Raw genomic sequence first — 17,322 nt, forward strand, 5'->3', positions numbered from 1 at the left:
GGGGAGCCCGGCGGGCACCGGCTCCCCCGGCCGTCACAGGGGAGTGAGGTGTCCGGGTGCCGGGGACTGCGGCCGACGGGGGATCAGCGACGGCTCCGCCGGCGCGTGCCGGGGCTCCAGGGCGAGTACGGCCGCCACCGGGTGCTTCTCGTGCGCCGGAACGGCCTCCGGCTCCGGGCGCCCGACCGGTGTCACCCGGGTCAGCAGCACCACGCCCCGCGCCGCGACCAGGGCCCCCGCCCCCGCGAGCAGCACCCCCGCGGCCCCGCCCCGCAGGCCCTCGCCGAGGAGGGTGAGGCCGATCAGGGCGGCGGCCAGGGGGTTCGCCAGGGTCACGACCGCGAGGGGCGCGCCCAGGCCCCCTCGGTACGCCGTCTGAGAGAGCAGCAGGCCGCCCACGGCGAACGCGGCGACCAGGAGTGCCACCACGACGACCTCGGCGTCGAGGAGGGAGCCCGAGCGGTCGGTCGCGGCGACCGTGACGGTCTGGGTGAGCGCGGAGGCGACGCCCGAGGCCATGCCGGACGCCCCCGCGTGGCGCAGGCCGGGCCTGGTGCCGGGCCGGGAGAGGAAACCGATCAGGGCGACGGTCGCGCCGGCCACGGCGACGGCCTCCGGGACGCTCAGCACGTCGTCGGGGGCGGGCCCGGACGCGGCGATCAGGATCGCGGCCAGCCCGGTCAGCGTGAGCGCGGTGCCACGCCATTCCGCCGCGGTGACCCGGCGCCCGGCCAGCCGGGCCCCGAGCGGCACCGCCGCCACCAGAGTGAGCGCGCCCAGGGGCTGCACCACGGTCAGGGGGCCGTACTTCAGGGCCACGACGTGCAGCAGCGCGGCGCCGGCGTTGAGCGCGAGGGAACTCCACCAGGCGCCGCTGGCGAGCATCCGTCCGATGCCCGTGCCGGCGCTGCGGGAGGCGAGCCGCTCCTGGGCCACGGCGGCGGCCGCGTAGGCGACGGCCGACACCAGGGACAGGGCGACGGCGACGAGAGTGGCGTTCATCGGGCGGCTCCCACCAGGACGGGCTCCTCGGCCGGGGCGAGGGCTGTCGAGTGCCGGGCGGCGGTGCTGCGCGTCCGGTGCGGCAGGGGGATCACGGCCAGGGCGGCGGCCAGCAGGGTGCCCGCCACGATCGCGTCCAGCCAGTAGTGGTTGGCGGTGCCGACTATCACGAACAGGGTCACCAGCGGGTGCAGCAGCCACAGCACACGCCACCGGGAGCGGGTCGCGGCGATCAGGCCGACCGCGGTCATCAGGGCCCAGCCGAAGTGCAGCGAGGGCATCGCCGCGAACTGGTTCGCCAGCGAGTCGGTCGCCGGAACCGCCGAGTACACCGTCGGCCCGTACGTCTGTCCGGTGTCCACCAGTCCGGCGACGTCCAGCAGGCGCGGTGGAGCCAGCGGGAACGCGAGGTGCAGCAGCAGGGCGGCGGCGGTGAGGGCGGTCAGGACCCGGCGCGCCCAGACGTAGTGCGCGGGGCGCCGCAGGTACAGCCAGACCAGGAAGGCCACGGTGGCCGGGAAGTGGACGGTCGCGTAGTAGACGTTCGCGAGGTGGACCAGCGTGTCGCCGTGCAGCAGCGCGGACTGTACGGAGCCCTCGTCCGGCAGCCGCAGGACCCGTTCCCAGTCCCACACGAGGTGGGCGTTGCGGTAGGGCTCGGCGGTGTGGCCGTCGGCCAGCATCCGGCCGAACTTGTAGACGAGGAAGAGCCCTGCGACGAGCAGGAACTCACGGACGAGCGGTGGCCGCGCTGTCGCGGCTGTCCGCTCCTCAGCAGGCTCGGTGCGGCATTCCATCCCCCGGCCCTTTCACTGACGGCGCTGGTGGCGCTGGTTCCCTTGGCGGTACTTGACGATCGATACGGACGGGTACCGATACGCGGAAGTACCGATACGCGAGTGTACCGATACGCCACTGTACCGAAACGGGTGGGTACCGAAACGATTGGGTATCGATACGGCACTGTACCGATACGGTGGCGTTCCGGTACAGTGGCGTATCGGCAGGCCTTTCGGCAGGGGACGACCGAGGGAGACACGAGTCATGACGTCGCAGGCAGCGCAGGGGCCGGAGACGGTCGCCGCCTCGCGCCGCTCCAAACTCACACCCGAGCGTGAGCAGGAGTTCTTCGACGCCGTGCTCGAACAGATCCGGGAGTGCGGTTACGACTCGGTGACCATGGAAGGCGTCGCCGCGACCACGCGGTGCAGCAAGTCCACGCTCTACCGCCAGTGGAGAACCAAGCCCCAGTTCGTGGCGGCCGCCCTGCGCGCGCGCCGCAGTGTCCGCTTCGCGGGGATCGACACCGGCACCCTCGCCGGCGATCTGCGCGAGGTGGCCCGGCACGCGGGTCAGGGCTATGTGCTGGAGGGGCGGCTGTTCCAGGCGCTCGGCCACGCCGCCGTGCAGGACGAGGAGCTGCGGACCGCTCTGCGGGACGCGCTCGTGGAGCCGGAGATCGACGCGCTCCACACCATGATCGCCCGCGGAGTCGCCCGGGGCGAGGTCCCCGCGGACCACCCGGCGCTGGAGTTCGTCCCGGCGCAGATCTTCGGCGTGCTGCGGGCCCGGCCGGTGCTGGAGGGCCAGGACGCGGACGAGACGTACATCATCAAGTTCATCGAGGCGGCCGTGCTGCCGACGCTCGGCCTCGCGTGAGACTCAGGACGCCGTCCGTGGAGCGATCCCGGACGACGACCTGATCGCGCCGCACCGTGGGGACGGGGGCGGCGCGTACCCCCCGGCCGGGTGGGGTTCCTCTGGAGCGGAGAGGAATCCCACCCGGCCGGCTTTTTCGGGCCGGACGGCCGGAGCGCCCGCGAGCATCGGTGCGGGCGTCACGGCCGGAGAGGTGTGGGCGGGTCGCGGGGTCACACCCCCTGACCGCTGCCGCCTCCGTCGGTCGACGCCTCCTTGATGCCCTTGGTGATCTCATCGATGACCGACTGCCTGGGCGCCTTGTCGCTCACGTCGATCCCGAAGCGGACCACGACGAGCCGCTTGGAGTCGGCCGGGGAGGGGAAGGCCAGCGATTCGACATAGCCGTCGTCGCCCTTGCCCGTGACCACCTTCCAGCGGACGTAGTAGCCCTTCTCGCCGGCCACGGTCACCGCCTTCGACGCCAGCTCCTTGTGCGAGGTGATCTTCCCGTAGCCCTCGGAGCCGTAGGCGTCCTCGGCGGCCTGGGAGATGTCCTCCTTGGCGGCCGCCTCGGCCGTGGTGGCCTTCAGCTTCAGCAGCTCGGCGGGCGAGGAGTAGGCGCCTCCGCGCGTGCAGGTCTTCGTGGCGTCGGCCGGGCACTTGTACGACGCCTCCGTCGTCACCTGCGCACCGGCTTGCAGGGGCGCGCCGAGCCAGCCGTCGGGCACGGGAATGCTGATGCCGCTGGTCGTGTCGGTGGCGTAGCCGTCCTCGACCTGAGGGGGCTGCCCGGAGCCGTCCGGCGCGGGGCTCTGGCCGCCGGAACCGCCGGAGCCCCCCGATCCACCCGGCCCGCCCTGGCCGCCGGAGTCGCCGCCCCGGCCACCGTCGCCGCCCCCGCCGTTCTGGCCGCCGGAGCCCTGGGACGTCGTGCTGCCCTCGCTCCCACGGTCGTTGCCGGCCAGCGCGTACACGCCCACCCCGATGCTGACCAGCACCGCGGCCGCCACCCCGATCGCTATCCCGATCCGGAGACCGCGCCGGGGAGCGGGGGCCGGGTGGCCCGGATACCCGGGGTGGCCTGGGTACCCGGGGTACCCCGGGTGGCCCCCGGCCACCGGCGGGTAGGCGCCGGCACCCGGGGGGTACGGTCCGGCGGCCGGCGGGTAGACCGGGGGCCCGAACCCCGCGGCCGAGCCCACGGGCCGGATCTGGTCCGTCCACGCCTTGCCGTCCCACCAGCGCTCGGTGGCGGGTGCGTCATTCGTCTGGCCGGGGTCGGGGTACCAGCCGGGAGGAGTCACCTGCGTCATGGTGCAACCGTATGAGGCCGGAGTGAAAACCGGATGAGAGGGGACGGTTATTCGCCCGCCCACCGCCCGATTCCCCTTCGGAACCGGCCAATTACCCGGTCGATCGCCTCTTTTCCGTGCCAACCTGCCGAATTGACTTCCGACCGGATGATTTCGACCGCGTCTGTTCACTCGTCGGCCGGAGGATTCCCTCGCGAGTGGACGAACGCCCCGCTCCGACGGCCCACGGCGCAAGCGCACGGTGCAAGGCGCACAGAGCAAGGCGCACAGAGCAAGGCGCACAGAGCAAGGCCCAGGGCACAATGCCCGCGGCTCACCGCAGGGCCAGCCGCATCGGCGGCCGCACGCCACCCGTCTGCCCCGCCTGCTCCGGCCATGGCCGGCCCGGGCGGCCCGATGTCACCGATCCCAGCGCGCCGGCGTGCCGGGCCCCGAACCCGAGCGGCAGCGCCAACAGGAACGGCAACCGCCACCCCCACGACTCCAGCTCGGCGGCGGACAGCAGGGAAGCGGGCAGCGCGGCGGCCCCCGCCCGGCCCCCGCAGTCCCAGCGCCGCCGTGAACGACTGCCACGACCCGTACAGCCCCCGTCGGCCCGGCGGCGCGAACTCCGTCAACACCGAGACCGCGCCGCCGAACTCGCCGCCCGCGGACAGCCCTTGCATCACCCGGAGGAAGGTCGGCAGCCAGGGCGCGAGGGCGCCGACCGTGTCGTAGGTGGGGAGCGCGCCGATCAGCGTCGTCGCCACCGTCATCAGGACGATCACCAGGATCAGCACCGGGCGGCGGCCCACCCGGTCACCGAGCCTGCCGAAGAGCGCGGCACCCACCGGCCGGAAGAAGAACGTCGGCGCGAACGAGGCGTACGTCCTCACCAGTCCCTCCACCTCACTGCCGCCCTCCGGCGTGAAGAACCGCGCCGCGACGACCGTCGCGAAGTACCCCTAGACCCCGAACTCGTACCACTCGATGAAGTTGCCCACCGAGCCCGCGAACAGGGCCCTGCGCGACTGCCCGGCAGGGACGGGGCGAGGGGCCTGGCCGGGCGCGGGCGCGGTGATGGCGTCTCCTACAGCAGTGAGGACCCGTCTACACCGAAAAGGCCGGAAAATCAGCCTCGGACCAAGGGCAGTTGACTGTCCGTCACCTTCAACGGCACAGGTGGACAGCCGGATGCGTCGTCCGCCGGCCGCCCGATGTCACCCGACACGGCAACAGGTGCCCGGACCCGCCTCCACTTCGGCATGCAGAGGGCTACGCTCAATGACCTGTGCATCGTTCGGGCGACCTGGGGAGGTAGCGGGATGACGGAGGCACGGCCCGACGCGGCGGCCTCGGCCTCCCTGTGGGAGCGGGACGCGGAGCTCACAGTCATCAAGGAGGCGATCGACGAACTCCGCGTCGACCAGGCGTCACCCGGGAGCGTCCTGGTCTTCGACGGCGAGGCCGGCGTCGGCAAGACCGCCCTCCTCACCGAGGCCCGCAGGATAGCCGAGGAGCGGGGCTGCACGGCCTGGTACGCACGGGGCGGTGAGACCGTCACGTCCGTCCCCTTCAACGTCGTACGCCAGTTGCTCCAGCCCGGCCTGCTCGGGCTGATGGAGGAGGAGACCCGCGAGTACCTGGGCGACTGGTACGACATCGCCGGACCCGCGCTGGGAGTCGCGGAACCCGGCGCGCGCCAGCCCGACCCCCAGGGCGTCTGCGACGGTCTGGTCGCCGCCGTGAACCGTCTCGTGCGCCGTGCGTGGCCGCTCGTCCTGCTGATCGACGACGTCCACTGGGCCGACCAGGAGACCCTGCAGTGGCTGTCCGCCCTCGCCGACCGCCTGAGCGAGATGTGCGTCCTCGTCGTGATGGCCTACCGCCCCGGTGAGGCCACCGGCGAGCGGGCCGAACATCTCGCCGGGATCGCCGCCAAGGCCCGGCCGGTCACCACCCTCAGCGCACTGACCCCCGGGGCCACCGCCGGGCTCACCCGCGCCACGGTCGGCCGGCACGCCGACGACCCGTTCTGCCGCGAGGTGTGGGCGGTGACCGGCGGCAACGCGTACAACACCGTCGAGCTTCTCGCGAAGGTGAAGGACAGCGGACTGGATCCGGTCGAGGACTCGGCCGCCGAACTGCGCGCCCTGAACCGCTCGGCGCGGGGCCACGGCCTCGTCGCCCGCCTCGAAGAACTCGGTGTCGAGGCCACCCGCTTCGCCTGGGCGGCGGCCATCCTCCACACCGGCATCACCGTGGAGATCGTGGCACGCCTCGCCAGTCTGTCCCTGGCCAAGGCGAGACTGTGCGCCGAACTGCTGACCTCCGCCCGCATTCTCACCGAGCCCGATCCGGCCAACCGTCAGGTGGACGACGGAGACCTGGAGTTCGTGCATCCGCTGATCGCCACCGCGGTCTACGACTCGATCCCGCCCGGCATCCGGACCGCGTTCCACGGAGTCGCCGCGACGGCCGTCACCGAGTCCGGGCGCGGTGCCGCGGCGGCCTCCCGCCACCTCATCGAAGTCCATCCGGACGGCGAGGCCGACCTGGTCGAACAGCTGCGGGCCGCCGCGAAGGAACACCTGGCCGTGGGCGCCCCGGACGCCGCCCGCCGCTGTCTGGAGCGAGCCCTGAAGGAGCCGCCCCTGCCGGACGTCCGGGTGCGTGTGCTCTACGAACTGGGCTGCGCCACCCTACTCACCTCCCCGGCCACCACCGTCGCCTACCTCCGCTCGGCACTCGCCGAACCGGGACTCGACAACGCGGAACGGGTGGACGCGGTGTTCCGCCTCTCCCAGGTGCTGGTGCACAACGACCAGCTGGACGAGGCCGTCCGTACCGTCGACGCGGAGATCGCCCGGCTGGATCCGGGACCCGCCCGGATGCGGCTCCAGGCCGCGCGGTACATGTGGGAGGGCGTCCACGCGGGCGAGGAGCTGCCGCCGACGCATTCCCAGGAGCTCGCCGCGCTCGCCGCGACCTGCACGGGCCGGGACAACTCCGAGCGGGCGCTGCTCATCCTGCGCGGCTTCGACGCGATGACACGCGGCGAGAACGCCGAAGAGGTGGTGGAACTCTGCGACCGCGCGCTCGTCAACGGCCGCCTCGCGCCCGGGCTCGGCTGGACCGACTCCGAGTGGGGCATCGAACTGCTGCTGATGCTGGCCACCACGTACGCCTACGCCGACCGGCTCGACCGCGCGGAGAGCCTGTACACCGAGGCGTTGCGGACCTACGAGTCCGACGGATGGAGCGGCGGCCATCTGGCCCTCGCCCACGCCTATGTCGGGCTCGGACACCGTATGCGGGGCCGCCTCAGGGACGCGGAAGCCTCGCTGCGCAAGTCGCTGGTGCTCGCCGAGCGGGTCGGTCGCGGACTGCCCCTGTACTGGACCACGACCTGCAACCTCGTCGACACGCTCCTCGTCCGCGGGCACGTCGACGAGGCATGGCAGGTCGCCGAGCAGTACAACTTCGCCCCGCCGTACCCGTCCACCATCGTGCTGCCCGAACCTCGCTCCGTCCGCGGACGGCTGCTCCTCGCCGTGGGCCGCACCAAGGAGGGCATCAACGAACTGGAGGCCGCCGAGAAGGCCACGGCCACGCGGGGGCACCACAACCCCGTGTCGGCCACCTGGGGCGGAGCCCTGGCCCGGGCCCTCGCCACCGAGGACCCGCGCCGCGCCGCCGAACTCGCCGCGAGCGTCCGCCGCCGTGCCGAACGCTTCGGCACGGACACCGCCATCGGCGAGGCACTGCGCGTCGAGGCGGCACTCGCCACCGGCCGCAACGCCGTCTCCCTCCACACCCAGGCGGTCACCTACCTGGCCGCGTCGCCCGCCGCCTACGAGCACGCCGCGGCCCGCGTCGAGTACGGCACCGCCATCCGCTCGGTGTCCGAACTCGAACGGGGCCTGACCCTGGCCGAGTCCTGCGGCGCCGACGGTCTGGCCCGGCAGGCACGGGAGGCGATCGACCGGCTCGGCTAGGGCGGGGCCGGTGTCCTGGCCCCGGGCGGGCCGCTCAGTCCTGGTCCTCCTCCGCCAGCACCCGCTGGGCCGTGGCGAAAGCCGAGTTCGCCGCGGGCACTCCGCAGTAGACGGCGCTCTGGAGGAGGACGGCGCCGATCTCCTCAGGGGTGAGGCCGTTGCGGCGGGCGGCCCGGATGTGCATGGCCAGTTCGTCGTAGTGGCCGTGGGCGACCAGCGCGGTCAGGGTGATCATGCTGCGTTCGCGGCGCGACAGGGTGGGGTCGGTCCAGATCTCGCCCCAGGCGTAGCGGGAGATGAAGTCCTGGAAGCGGGCCGTGAACGGCGTCTGCCGGGACTGGGCGCGGTCCACGTGCGCGTCGCCGAGGACCTGGCGGCGCACCTCCATACCGCGTTCGGCGTGGCCGTCGAAATGCCCGCGCAGAGCGGCCAGTACGGCTTCCGGACGCTCGGCGGGGGCGAGGTGGGAGGCACCGGGGATCTCCGTGAGCGACGATCGGGGCACCGCGTCCGCGATCTCCCGCAGATGTGCGGGCGGTGTCGCCGGATCCTGCCGGCCGGCGACGAGAAGCGTGGGCGCGGAGATGCCCGGCAGGTCCTCGCGGATGTCGAAGGAGGCGAGCGCGTCGCAGCAGGCGGCGTAGGCCGCGGGGTCGGCGTTGCGATGGTCGTCGACCAGTGCCGGCACGGTGAACCCGGGTGTGAACCAGCGTGCGTCGGCGGTCTCCGCCAGCCCCGCGAGCCCCTCACGGCGCACCAGCTCCGCCCGCTCCCGCCACGGCCGGGACCCGTTGAAGTGGGCCGAGGAGCAGATCACGGCGAGGGACGAGACCCGCTGTGGGTGGTGCGCCGCCAGGTGCAGCCCGACCGCGCCGCCCAGGGAGACCCCCGCGTACGCGAACCGCTCGATGCCCAGGGTGTCCGCCAGGCCCAGCACCAGTGCGGCCAGGTCACCGACCGTCGCCCCGGGGGCGATCAGGCCGGCCGGGGAGCCGCCGTGCCCCGGCAGGTCCCAGCGGATCACCCGGTGCGTGATCGACAGTTCGGGCGCCACCTTGTCCCACAGCCCGGCCGACGTGCCGAGGGAGGGGCCGAGCAGCAGCGGGGGAGCGGAAGTCGGGCCTTCCGCACGGTGGTTGAGGATCCTGTCGGTCAACGTCGCTCCAGTGCACGGTCGGTGAGGGTTCCGGCGGAGCCGGTGTAGCGCCTGGGATCGACGAGATCCGTCAGGTCGAGATCGAGGTCGCTCAACTCCGGCTCCTCGGCCAGCAGTTCGCCCAGCGGGCGGCCCTCGGCGTGGACCCGCCGGGCCGCCCGGGTCAGCAGCTCCTTGGCGCGGGCCCGGCCCAGCACGGGGGCCAGCTCGGCCGCCAGCCGCTCGGAGACGATCAACCCGTGGGTGAGGTCCAGATGGGAGCGCATCACGTCGGCGTTCACCCGCAGCCCCCGCGCGAGGTCCACCGCGTCCCGCGCCGCACCGCCGACCAGGCGCAGCAGATCACGCAGCGGCTCCCACTCGGCGTGCCACGCCCCGGCCGGCCGCTCGTCCTCGGCGGCCTGCGCGCCGTACAGTGCCGCCGCCAGCTGGGGCGCCCGCCGGGCCGCCGCCGCGATCAGCGTGGACCGTACCGGGTTCGCCTTGTGCGGCATCGCCGACGAGCCGCCCCCGCTGCCCTCGGCGACCTCCGCGATCTCCGTACGGGCCAGGGTGAGCACATCCGCCGCGATCTTCCCCAGGGCGCCCGCGGCGAAGGCGAGCGCCCCGGCGAGGTCCGCGATCGGGGTGCGCAGGGTGTGCCAGGGCAACTCGGGCTCGCGCAGACCCAGTTCACGGGCGTACGCGGCGACGAGGGCACGGGTGTCGGGCGGGGTGTCCACCGGGAGACCGGCTGGGGCCGGGGAGTCCGCCGGGGCGGGCCCGTTGCCGACCGCGTTCTCCGCGCCGGTCGCCCGGAAGACGGTGAAGGCCGCCAGCGTGCCCGCCGCGCCCCCGAGCTGCGCGGGCAGGCTCGCCCGTACGACCGCGAGCCGGTCCCGGGCGTCCAGGACCAGGGAGCGCCAGCCCGCCGCCTTCAGCCCGAAGGTCGTGGGCACGGCGTGCTGGGTGAGCGTGCGGCCCGGCATCACGGTGTCCCGGTGCGCGGCGGCGAGGGCGGCCAGCGCGGACTCCGTACGCCCGAGGTCGGCCAGGATCAGGTCGAGGGTGCGGGCGGCCACCAGCATCGTCGCCGTGTCCATGATGTCCTGGCTGGTCGCCCCCCGGTGGACGTACGGACCGTAGGGGTCGCCCACCGCCTCGGTGAGGTCCGCGACCAGCGGGATCACCGGGTTGCCGCCGCCGCGGGCGCGCTCCGCGAGGGACCGTACGTCGAAGGCGGCGGCGTCGGCGGCCGACGTCACCGCGGGCCCGGCCGCGGCGGGGACCAGCCCCAGCGCGGCCTGGGCGCGGGTCAGCGCGGCCTCGGCGTCGAGCAGAGCCCGCAGGTAGGCGGTGTCGCCGGTCGCGGACGCGGCCGGGGAGCCGGTCCACCCGGGGGCGAGCAGACCGGCGTCGGCGTCAGCAGAAGTCACTGGAACTCCAGGAAGACCGTCTCGCCTTCGCCCTGAAGGCGGATGTCGAAACGGTAGGTGCCGTTCCCCTGGTCCTCGGCGATCAGCGTGCTCCGGCGCGCCTCGTCCACCCGGGAGAGCAGCGGGTCGGCGGTCAGCGCCGCCTCGTCGCCCGGCAGATAGATCCGGGTGAACAGATGGACGAGCAGGCCCCGCGCGAAGACGCACACGCTGAGGTACGGCGCGTTCCGCCCGCGCGCACCGGGCCGCAGCGTACGGGCCGTCCAGTGGCCGGCCGCGTCGGCCTGGACGCGGCCCCAGCCGGTGAACTCCACGCCGTTGCGGCCGAGGAAGCCGCCGCTCGCGGGGTCGCGCCGCATGGAGCCGTCGACCCGGGAGAGGTTGCCGTCCGGGTCGGGGCCCCACAGCTCCAGGAAGGCGTCCGGCAGCGGGGCGCCCTCGCCGTCGAGGATGTGGCCGTGGAGGGTGATCGTGTCGGGGTGGCCGACGGGGGCGATGTCGCCGCCGCCGGGGAAGGGCAGGGCGTGGCCGTAGAACGGGCCGACCGTGTGGGACGGAGTCGGGAGCACCGTCTCCGGGCAGCTGGTGTCGATCTTCGTCATGGCGGTCAGCGTCCTTCTTCGATCCAGGTGGCCTGTGGGCCGTCGAGCACGATGTCCCAGGCGTAGCCCATCGAGAACTCCGGCACGGACAGGCTGTGGTCGTAGGTCGCGACCAGCCGCTGCCGGGCCGCGTCGTCCGTCACCGACTGGATGATCGGGTCGTAGGGGAACAGCGGGTCGTTCGGGAAGTACATCTGCGTCACGAGCCGTTGGGTGAAGGCCGAGCCGAAGAGCGAGAAGTGGATGTGGGCCGGCCGCCAGGCGTTGACGTGCTGGCGCCACGGGTAGGGGCCCGGCTGGATCGTCGTGAAGTGGTACCGCCCTTGGTCGTCGGTCAGGGTGCGGCCGACACCGGTGAAGTTCGGGTCCAGGGGCGCGTCGTGCTGCTCGCGCTGGTGGGCGTAGCGGCCGGCCGAGTTGGACTGCCAGATCTCGACCAGCTGGCCGCGCAGCGGGCGCCCGGCGCGGTCGAGGAGCCGGCCGGAGACGGTGATGCGCTCACCGATCGGCTCGCCGCTGTGCTGGCGGGTGAGGTCGTTGTCGATCTCGGTGATGTCCCGTTCCCCGAAGGCGGGTGAGGCCAGCTCCACCAGCTCCGGGTCCTGGGTGACGTCGATCCCGATGGGCGGCTGCTTGGGGTGCCGCAGCACCGAGGACCGGTACGGGGCGTAGTCCCGGCGCGGCTGGTGTTCCACGGGCGCGCCGTCGGCGACGCGCTTGGCGTAGGCGGCGTGTTCGGCGGCGATCTCCTGGTCGATGTCCGCTTGGGTGAGAGTCATGGCGGTTCCTGACGTCTTGTCGGGCTCGTCGAAGTCGGGGGCCGGGGGCCGGGGCGGGGCGCGGGCGGGGGTCCGGATCACGCCCCCGAGGGGTGCGGGGCCGCGTCCGAGGCAGAGTGCTCCAGGGCGGGGGCGGGGCCCCGGTCCACCTCGGTTCATCTCTGCGATTTAGTCAGCGCACTGAGTATTTAGGTGAAGTTTCGTTCACGCTGCCACCTCGTCGGTCCTCTCGTCAAGGCCCGTGAGCGTAGTGATGTCACTCGTGTGCGGGGATCTGGACACACTCTGCCGGATGTCGGATGATTATTCAGTGCACGTACGAATCGCCGTCCATGGCTGATGGCTGATGGCTGATGGCTGATGGCTGATGGCTGATGGACGTCGGCGCACGGTGTCCGACTCATTCGAGCCGAGGAGTGAACATGGCCGCGGTGGACCTCTCCGCCCATCCCGGGCACCTGGCCCGGCGGCTGCAGCAGGCCCACTACCTGCTGTGGAACGCGATGGTCTCCGAGGAGATCACCTCGCCGCAGTTCGCCGTCCTCAACACGCTCGTCGCCGAGCCGGGGCTCGACCAGCGCACGGTGGGGGAGCGGGTGGGGCTCGACCGTTCCACGATGTCCGAGGTCATCAGCCGGCTCGGGCGCCGGGGCCTCCTTGGCAAGGTGCGCGATCCGCAGGACGGGCGGCGGTTCCTGCTCCGGCTCACGGAGGACGGCGTGCGCACGCACCGCAGGCTCACGGTACGGACGGCCCGGATGAACCAGGTCTTCCTGGCGCCGCTGTCGGCGGACGAGCAGGACCTGTTCTTCGAGCTGATCCGGCGGGTCGCCGACGCGGCGGAGGAACTGCGCAGCCCCGCCGAGCCCTCGGGCGCCCGGTAGTCTCACGCCTTCACGTACACCACCCACACCTGGCCTCGCGCGAAGTCCAGAGGCTTGCCGTCCGTCGTCGTGAAGGTCGTGCCGTCCGTCGCGGTCCGGCGCTCCCAGCGCGCGTCGAAGGCGCGGCCGTCCCGCAGGACCTCCGCCCGCCCCGAGCCGACCGTCTGTGTGTACGGGGTGTTGTTGCCCAGGTAGTCGTGGAAGCGGGACGCGCGGATCGTCACGTGCTGGACGACGACCGTGGCCGGGGCGACCCGGGCGCCGTCCGTGGTGATCGTCGGGGTGCCGTCCATCGAGACCTGCCAGCGGTGGCTGTCGCCGGACCAGGTGAAGGTGAAGCGGGCCGCCGGATAGCGAACGGTGCGGGAGTCCTCGGGCGTGCCGCCGTCGGGGGCGGGACCGTAGCGGAAGCCGGTGGTCAGGGCGTCGGCGCCGGGCGGCGGGCCGACCAGCTTCACGGGGCGCAGATACAGGTTGTGCGGGACCGGCTTCTCGTCGCCGCGGTAGTACGCGTCACCGGCGTCCTCGGGGGTCTTGGCGTGCAGCGGTGCCCGGTCTATCAGCGGCAGGAGCTTGCTCTGCGCGCCGGAGAAGGCCAGGGTCGGCTCGTCGAACTGGCGCAGCAGCTCCAGATCGGACTCACGGGCGCTGCGCACCGGGCCGACGCTCGCCGGGAACTTCGTCGCGTACACGGCCATCAGCCGGCTGAGACCGCCCTCGACCTGCTCGGCGTAGACCACGTCGGCGCCGTCGAGGCCGGTCTGGGGGCGGGCGGCGGAGACGTTGTCGATCTTCACGGCGAGCACGGAGCCCGCGGGTGGCGCACTGGCCCGGTCGTCGCCGCTGCCGTCACTGCGCCCGTGCCCGCCGTCGCCGTCCGGGCCGGTACAGCCCGCCAGCAGGGCCGCCGCGGCCAGGGCGGCGAGCAGTGCCCCCGTCGTCGCGCGGCGCCCCGCCCGCGCTCGCGGTCTTCTGCCTGTCGAGCTCGTCTCGTCCATGATGTCTTCGATTGTGCGCTTATCCGGTGATGGATGGCCATACCGGTTCGTTTCTGACTGGTTCGGGGGTGAGGTGTCGGGTACCCGGGCGGAACGTGCCGACCGAGACAGGGAACGGAGCGTGGGCGCGATGAAGGCAGTGACGTGGCAGGGCAAGCGGGACGTGCGCGTGGAGACCGTGCCCGATCCGGTGATCCAGGAGCCGACGGACGCGGTCATCCGGATCACGTCCACCGGGCTCTGCGGCTCCGACCTGCACCTGTACGAAGTACTCACCCCCTTCATGACGCCGGGCGACATCCTCGGGCACGAGCCCATGGGCATCGTCGAGGAGGTCGGCGCCGGAGTGCCCGACCTGGCGGTCGGGGACCGGGTGGTCGTGCCGTTCCAGATCGCCTGCGGCGCCTGCTGGATGTGTCTCACCGGCCTTCCCACCCAGTGCGAGACCACCCAGTGCACCGGCGAGGGCATGGGGGCCGCCCTCTTCGGCTACACCCGGCTGTACGGTGCGGTCCCGGGTGCCCAGGCCGAGTACCTGCGCGTACCCCAGGCACAGTTCGGCCCGATCAAGGTGCCGCAGGGACCGCCCGACGACCGCTTCCTGTATCTCTCCGACGTGCTCCCCACCGCCTGGCAGGCGGTCGAGTACGCGCACATCCCGCCCGGCGGCAGCGTCGCCGTGCTCGGCCTCGGCCCCATCGGGGACATGGCCTGCCGGGTGGCTCTGGAACGCGGTGCCGAGCAGGTGTTCGGGATCGACCTGGTGCCCGAGCGGCTGCGCCGGGCACGTGAGCGAGGTGTCGAGACGTTCGACCTGCGGGACTACGAGGACGAGAAGGACCTGGTCGGCGCGGTCCAGGACCGCACGGCCGGACGTGGGCCCGACTCCGTGATCGACGCCGTCGGCACCGAGGCGCACGGGAGCGCGGTCGCCCGGCTCGTCCAGAACACCGCCGGGCACCTGCCCCGCGCGATCGGCGCGCGCGTCGCCGAGCACTTCAGCGTGGACCGGCTGGCAGCCCTCTACACCGCCATCCACCTCGTACGACGTGGTGGCACCATCTCGCTCTCCGGTGTGTACGGCGGCAAGGCCGACCCGCTGCCGCTGCTGACCATGTTCGACAAGCAGATCCGGCTGCGCATGGGCCAGGCGAACGTCCGCACCTGGACCGACGACATCCTGCCCTTCCTCACCGACGGTGACCCCCTCGGTGTCGACGACTTCGCCACCCACCGGGTGCCGCTCGCCGACGCGCCGCACGCGTACGAGATGTTCCAGCGCAAGGAGGACGGGGCGATCAAGGTCGTCATGGAGCCCTGACGGGCGGCCCCGGCGCCGGGCCTCGACGGGCGGCCACGGCGCCGGGGCGGAGGCCGTCAGGGTCCGGTGCCGGGGCCGAGGATCTCCGCCAGGTCGTAGGTGACCGGCTCCTCCAGCTGCCCGTAGGTGCAGCTCTCCGCCGTGCGGTCCGGGCGCCAGCGGCGAAAGCGGGCCGTGTGGCGGAAGCGGACGCCGTTCTCCATGTGGTCGTACGCGACCTCGGCGACCCGCTCGGGCCGCAGCGGCACCCAGGAGAAGTCCTTCTTCGCCGACCACCGGCTCGGCGCCCCCGGCAGCCGGGCCGTCTCGTGCGCCGCCTCCTCGGACCAGGCCGCCCAGGGGTGCTCCCCGGCGTCCTCCATGCGCCACGGCTCCAGCTCCGCCACCAGTTCCGCGCGCCGCTTCATCGTGAAGGCGGCGCAGACGCCGATGTGCTGGAGGGCGCCGCCGGCGTCGTACAGGCCCAGGAGCAGGGAGCCGACGACCGGCCCGCTCTTGTGGAAGCGGTAACCGGCCACCACCACGTCCGCCGTCCGCTCGTGCTTGATCTTGAACATGGCCCGCTCGTCCTGCCGGTAGCGCAGATCGAGCGGCTTGGCGATCACCCCGTCCAGGCCCGCCCCCTCGTACTGCTCGAACCACCGCTCCGCCAGCTCGCGATCCGTGGTCGCCGGAGCCACGTGCACCGGGGCCGTCACCCCGGACAGGGCCAGCTCCAGCAGCGCGCGCCGGTCGGTGAGCGGGACGTCGAGCAGCGACTCGTCGTGCAGGGCGAGCATGTCGAAGGCCACGAAGGAGGCCGGAGTCGTCTCCGCCAGCATCCGGACGCGGGAGTCGGCGGGGTGGATGCGCTCGGTCAGGGCGTCGAAGTCCAGGTGCCCGCCCCGCACGATGACGACCTCGCCGTCCATCACACAGCGCTCCGGCAACCGCTCGCGCAGGGCTGCGACCAGTTCGGGGAAGTACCTGGTCAGCGTCTTGCCCGTACGGCTGCCGATCTCCACCTCGGCGCCGTCGCGGAACACGATCGCCCGGAACCCGTCCCACTTCGCCTCGTAGTGCATGGCCGGCGGGATCTTCGCCACGGACTTGGCGAGCATCGGTTTCACGGGCGGCATCACCGGCAGATCCATGCTCCGATTCTGCGACCGCGGTCCGGGCGCCGCGCGGTGGGATACGCCGGGTATGCGGCTTTCCGCCGCTCCGCCTACCGTGGCTCGCATGGGCGAAGCGGTGGAGCTGGAGGCGGCGGGGCGGACGGTACGGCTGTCCAGCCCGGGGAAGGTCTTCTTCCCGGAGCGCGGCTTCACCAAGCTGGACCTCGCCCGGTACTACATCGCCGTGGGCCCCGGCATCCTGCGCGCCCTGCGCGACCGGCCCACCACGCTGGAGCGCTACCCGGAGGGGGTGACGGGCGAGAACTTCTTCCAGAAGCGGGCCCCCAAGAACATGCCCGACTGGATCCCCACCGCCCACATCACCTTCCCCAGCGGCCGCAGCGCCGACGAGATGTGCCCCACCGAGGTCGCCGCCGTCGTGTGGGCCGCCCAGTTCGGCACGCTCACCTTCCACCCGTGGCCGGTCCGCCGCGCCGACGTCGACCGCCCCGACGAACTCCGGATCGACCTCGACCCCCAGCCCGGTACCGACTACGCGGACGCGGTCCGCGCGGCGCACGAGCTGCGCGAGGTGCTGCACGAGTACGGCGGGCTGCGCGGCTGGCCCAAGACCTCCGGCGGCCGGGGCCTGCACGTCTTCGTGCCGATCCGGCCCGACTGGACCTTCACCCAGGTGCGCCGGTCCGCCATCGCCGTGGCCCGCGAACTGGAGCGCCGGATGCCCGAGCAGGTGACCACGGCCTGGTGGAAGGAGGAACGCGGCGCGAAGATCTTCGTCGACTACAACCAGACCGCCCGCGACCGCACCATCGCCTCCGCGTACTCCGTACGGCCCCACCCGCACGCGCCCGTCTCCGCCCCCCTCACCTGGGACGAGGTCGGGGCCGCCGCGCCGCGCGACTTCGACCTGGGGACCATGCCGTCACGTTTCGCCGAGGTGGGGGACGTCCACGCCGACATGGACGAGCACGCGTTCTCGCTGGAAGCGCTGCTGGAACTGGCGGCACGGGACGAACACGACCACGGCCTCGGGGATCTGCCGTATCCGCCGGAGTACCCGAAGATGCCGGGCGAGCCGAAGCGGGTGCAGCCGAGCAGGGCCAAGAAGGACTGACG

14 protein-coding genes and 1 pseudogene are annotated in these 17,322 nt (G+C 72.9%); 5 read left to right on the forward strand and 10 right to left on the reverse strand.

From position 1 onward, the window contains the following. Nucleotides 1-33 precede the first annotated feature (33 nt). Together ACZ6BB_RS04115 and ACZ6BB_RS04120 are read right to left on the reverse strand one after the other, a co-directional pair. Nucleotides 34-1,002, reverse strand: coding sequence for a DMT family protein (locus ACZ6BB_RS04115; RefSeq protein WP_471613750.1), 969 nt, complete (start codon nucleotides 1,000-1,002; stop codon nucleotides 34-36). Next, a complete protein-coding gene (locus ACZ6BB_RS04120) occupies nucleotides 999-1,799 on the reverse strand; it encodes a phosphatase PAP2 family protein (RefSeq protein WP_471613751.1) in 801 nt (266 codons plus the stop codon). Before ACZ6BB_RS04120 ends, ACZ6BB_RS04115 begins: the two co-directional genes overlap by 4 nt. Before the next feature lie 247 nt (nucleotides 1,800-2,046). On the opposite strand from ACZ6BB_RS04120, the gene ACZ6BB_RS04125 reads away from it, so the two are divergent. Beyond that, nucleotides 2,047-2,661, forward strand: a complete 615-nt coding sequence (locus ACZ6BB_RS04125; protein WP_471613752.1) for a TetR/AcrR family transcriptional regulator — start codon at nucleotides 2,047-2,049, stop codon at nucleotides 2,659-2,661. 212 nt (nucleotides 2,662-2,873) lie between these two features. Here ACZ6BB_RS04125 and ACZ6BB_RS04130 read toward each other — a convergent pair whose 3' ends face one another. Next, a complete protein-coding gene (locus ACZ6BB_RS04130; protein ID WP_471613753.1) occupies nucleotides 2,874-3,956 on the reverse strand; it encodes a DUF2510 domain-containing protein in 1,083 nt (360 codons plus the stop codon). A 427-nt stretch (nucleotides 3,957-4,383) separates the two neighbouring features. Then, nucleotides 4,384-5,017, reverse strand: a pseudogene (locus ACZ6BB_RS04135) (MFS transporter); the annotation flags it as partial. Nucleotides 5,018-5,260: 243 nt separating this feature from the next. Between ACZ6BB_RS04135 and ACZ6BB_RS04140 the strand changes: the two are divergent. Beyond that, nucleotides 5,261-7,933: an ATP-binding protein gene (locus ACZ6BB_RS04140; RefSeq protein WP_471613754.1), complete on the forward strand. Its 2,673-nt coding sequence runs from the start codon at nucleotides 5,261-5,263 to the stop codon at nucleotides 7,931-7,933. 34 nt (nucleotides 7,934-7,967) lie between these two features. On the opposite strand, the gene pcaDC is transcribed toward ACZ6BB_RS04140, so the two are convergent. Genes pcaDC through pcaH form a run of 4 tightly spaced genes read right to left on the reverse strand, consistent with a single transcriptional unit; the run spans nucleotide 7,968 to nucleotide 11,885 of the window. Then, a complete protein-coding gene (gene pcaDC, locus ACZ6BB_RS04145; RefSeq protein ID WP_471613755.1) occupies nucleotides 7,968-9,089 on the reverse strand; it encodes a bifunctional 3-oxoadipate enol-lactonase/4-carboxymuconolactone decarboxylase PcaDC in 1,122 nt (373 codons plus the stop codon). Beyond that, nucleotides 9,086-10,504, reverse strand: a complete 1,419-nt coding sequence (gene pcaB, locus ACZ6BB_RS04150) for a 3-carboxy-cis,cis-muconate cycloisomerase (RefSeq protein ID WP_471613756.1) — start codon at nucleotides 10,502-10,504, stop codon at nucleotides 9,086-9,088. Before pcaB ends, pcaDC begins: the two co-directional genes overlap by 4 nt. Continuing rightward, the gene (pcaG, locus tag ACZ6BB_RS04155) at nucleotides 10,501-11,106 is read right to left on the reverse strand and encodes a protocatechuate 3,4-dioxygenase subunit alpha (protein WP_471613757.1); all 606 of its coding nucleotides are present in this window, start codon (nucleotides 11,104-11,106) and stop codon (nucleotides 10,501-10,503) included. The genes pcaB and pcaG overlap by 4 nt, the downstream gene beginning before the upstream one ends. Before the next feature lie 5 nt (nucleotides 11,107-11,111). Next, nucleotides 11,112-11,885 (reverse strand): protocatechuate 3,4-dioxygenase subunit beta, encoded by a 774-nt coding sequence (pcaH, locus tag ACZ6BB_RS04160; protein WP_471613758.1) that lies wholly within the window; start codon nucleotides 11,883-11,885, stop codon nucleotides 11,112-11,114. A 422-nt stretch (nucleotides 11,886-12,307) separates the two neighbouring features. Between pcaH and ACZ6BB_RS04165 the strand changes: the two genes are divergently transcribed. Beyond that, nucleotides 12,308-12,769 (forward strand): MarR family winged helix-turn-helix transcriptional regulator, encoded by a 462-nt coding sequence (locus tag ACZ6BB_RS04165; RefSeq protein ID WP_471613759.1) that lies wholly within the window; start codon nucleotides 12,308-12,310, stop codon nucleotides 12,767-12,769. A gap of 2 nt (nucleotides 12,770-12,771) precedes the next feature. Here the strand turns inward: ACZ6BB_RS04165 and ACZ6BB_RS04170 are convergent, their stop codons facing one another. Beyond that, a complete protein-coding gene (locus tag ACZ6BB_RS04170; protein ID WP_471613760.1) occupies nucleotides 12,772-13,767 on the reverse strand; it encodes a DUF3048 domain-containing protein in 996 nt (331 codons plus the stop codon). A 130-nt stretch (nucleotides 13,768-13,897) separates the two neighbouring features. On the opposite strand from ACZ6BB_RS04170, the gene ACZ6BB_RS04175 reads away from it, so the two are divergent. Beyond that, a complete protein-coding gene (locus tag ACZ6BB_RS04175; RefSeq protein ID WP_471613761.1) occupies nucleotides 13,898-15,088 on the forward strand; it encodes a zinc-dependent alcohol dehydrogenase in 1,191 nt (396 codons plus the stop codon). A 56-nt stretch (nucleotides 15,089-15,144) separates the two neighbouring features. On the opposite strand, the gene ACZ6BB_RS04180 is transcribed toward ACZ6BB_RS04175, so the two are convergent. Then, nucleotides 15,145-16,221 (reverse strand): ATP-dependent DNA ligase, encoded by a 1,077-nt coding sequence (locus ACZ6BB_RS04180; RefSeq protein WP_471613762.1) that lies wholly within the window; start codon nucleotides 16,219-16,221, stop codon nucleotides 15,145-15,147. Nucleotides 16,222-16,309: 88 nt separating this feature from the next. Here ACZ6BB_RS04180 and ligD point away from each other — a divergent pair, with 88 nt between their 5' ends. Next, on the forward strand, nucleotides 16,310-17,320 hold the full coding sequence (gene ligD, locus ACZ6BB_RS04185; RefSeq protein ID WP_471613763.1) for a non-homologous end-joining DNA ligase: 1,011 nt from the start codon (nucleotides 16,310-16,312) through the stop codon (nucleotides 17,318-17,320). The last annotated feature ends 2 nt before the right edge of the window (nucleotides 17,321-17,322 follow it).

The sequence above is a fragment of the Streptomyces sp. NPDC041108 genome (assembly GCF_055592645.1).

Excerpts from the sequence above, each read along its gene's own strand:
- ACZ6BB_RS04115 (WP_471613750.1), bottom strand. The coding sequence starts at position 1,002 with ATGAACGCCACTCTCGTCGCCGTCGCCCTGTCCCTGGTGTCGGCCGTC.
- ACZ6BB_RS04120 (WP_471613751.1), bottom strand. The coding sequence starts at position 1,799 with ATGGAATGCCGCACCGAGCCTGCTGAGGAGCGGACAGCCGCGACAGCG.
- ACZ6BB_RS04125 (WP_471613752.1), top strand. The coding sequence starts at position 2,047 with ATGACGTCGCAGGCAGCGCAGGGGCCGGAGACGGTCGCCGCCTCGCGC.
- ACZ6BB_RS04130 (WP_471613753.1), bottom strand. The coding sequence starts at position 3,956 with ATGACGCAGGTGACTCCTCCCGGCTGGTACCCCGACCCCGGCCAGACG.
- ACZ6BB_RS04140 (WP_471613754.1), top strand. The coding sequence starts at position 5,261 with ATGACGGAGGCACGGCCCGACGCGGCGGCCTCGGCCTCCCTGTGGGAG.
- pcaG (WP_471613757.1), bottom strand. The coding sequence starts at position 11,106 with ATGACGAAGATCGACACCAGCTGCCCGGAGACGGTGCTCCCGACTCCG.
- pcaH (WP_471613758.1), bottom strand. The coding sequence starts at position 11,885 with ATGACTCTCACCCAAGCGGACATCGACCAGGAGATCGCCGCCGAACAC.
- ACZ6BB_RS04165 (WP_471613759.1), top strand. The coding sequence starts at position 12,308 with ATGGCCGCGGTGGACCTCTCCGCCCATCCCGGGCACCTGGCCCGGCGG.
- ACZ6BB_RS04170 (WP_471613760.1), bottom strand. The coding sequence starts at position 13,767 with ATGGACGAGACGAGCTCGACAGGCAGAAGACCGCGAGCGCGGGCGGGG.
- ACZ6BB_RS04175 (WP_471613761.1), top strand. The coding sequence starts at position 13,898 with ATGAAGGCAGTGACGTGGCAGGGCAAGCGGGACGTGCGCGTGGAGACC.
- ACZ6BB_RS04180 (WP_471613762.1), bottom strand. The coding sequence starts at position 16,221 with ATGGATCTGCCGGTGATGCCGCCCGTGAAACCGATGCTCGCCAAGTCC.
- ligD (WP_471613763.1), top strand. The coding sequence starts at position 16,310 with ATGGGCGAAGCGGTGGAGCTGGAGGCGGCGGGGCGGACGGTACGGCTG.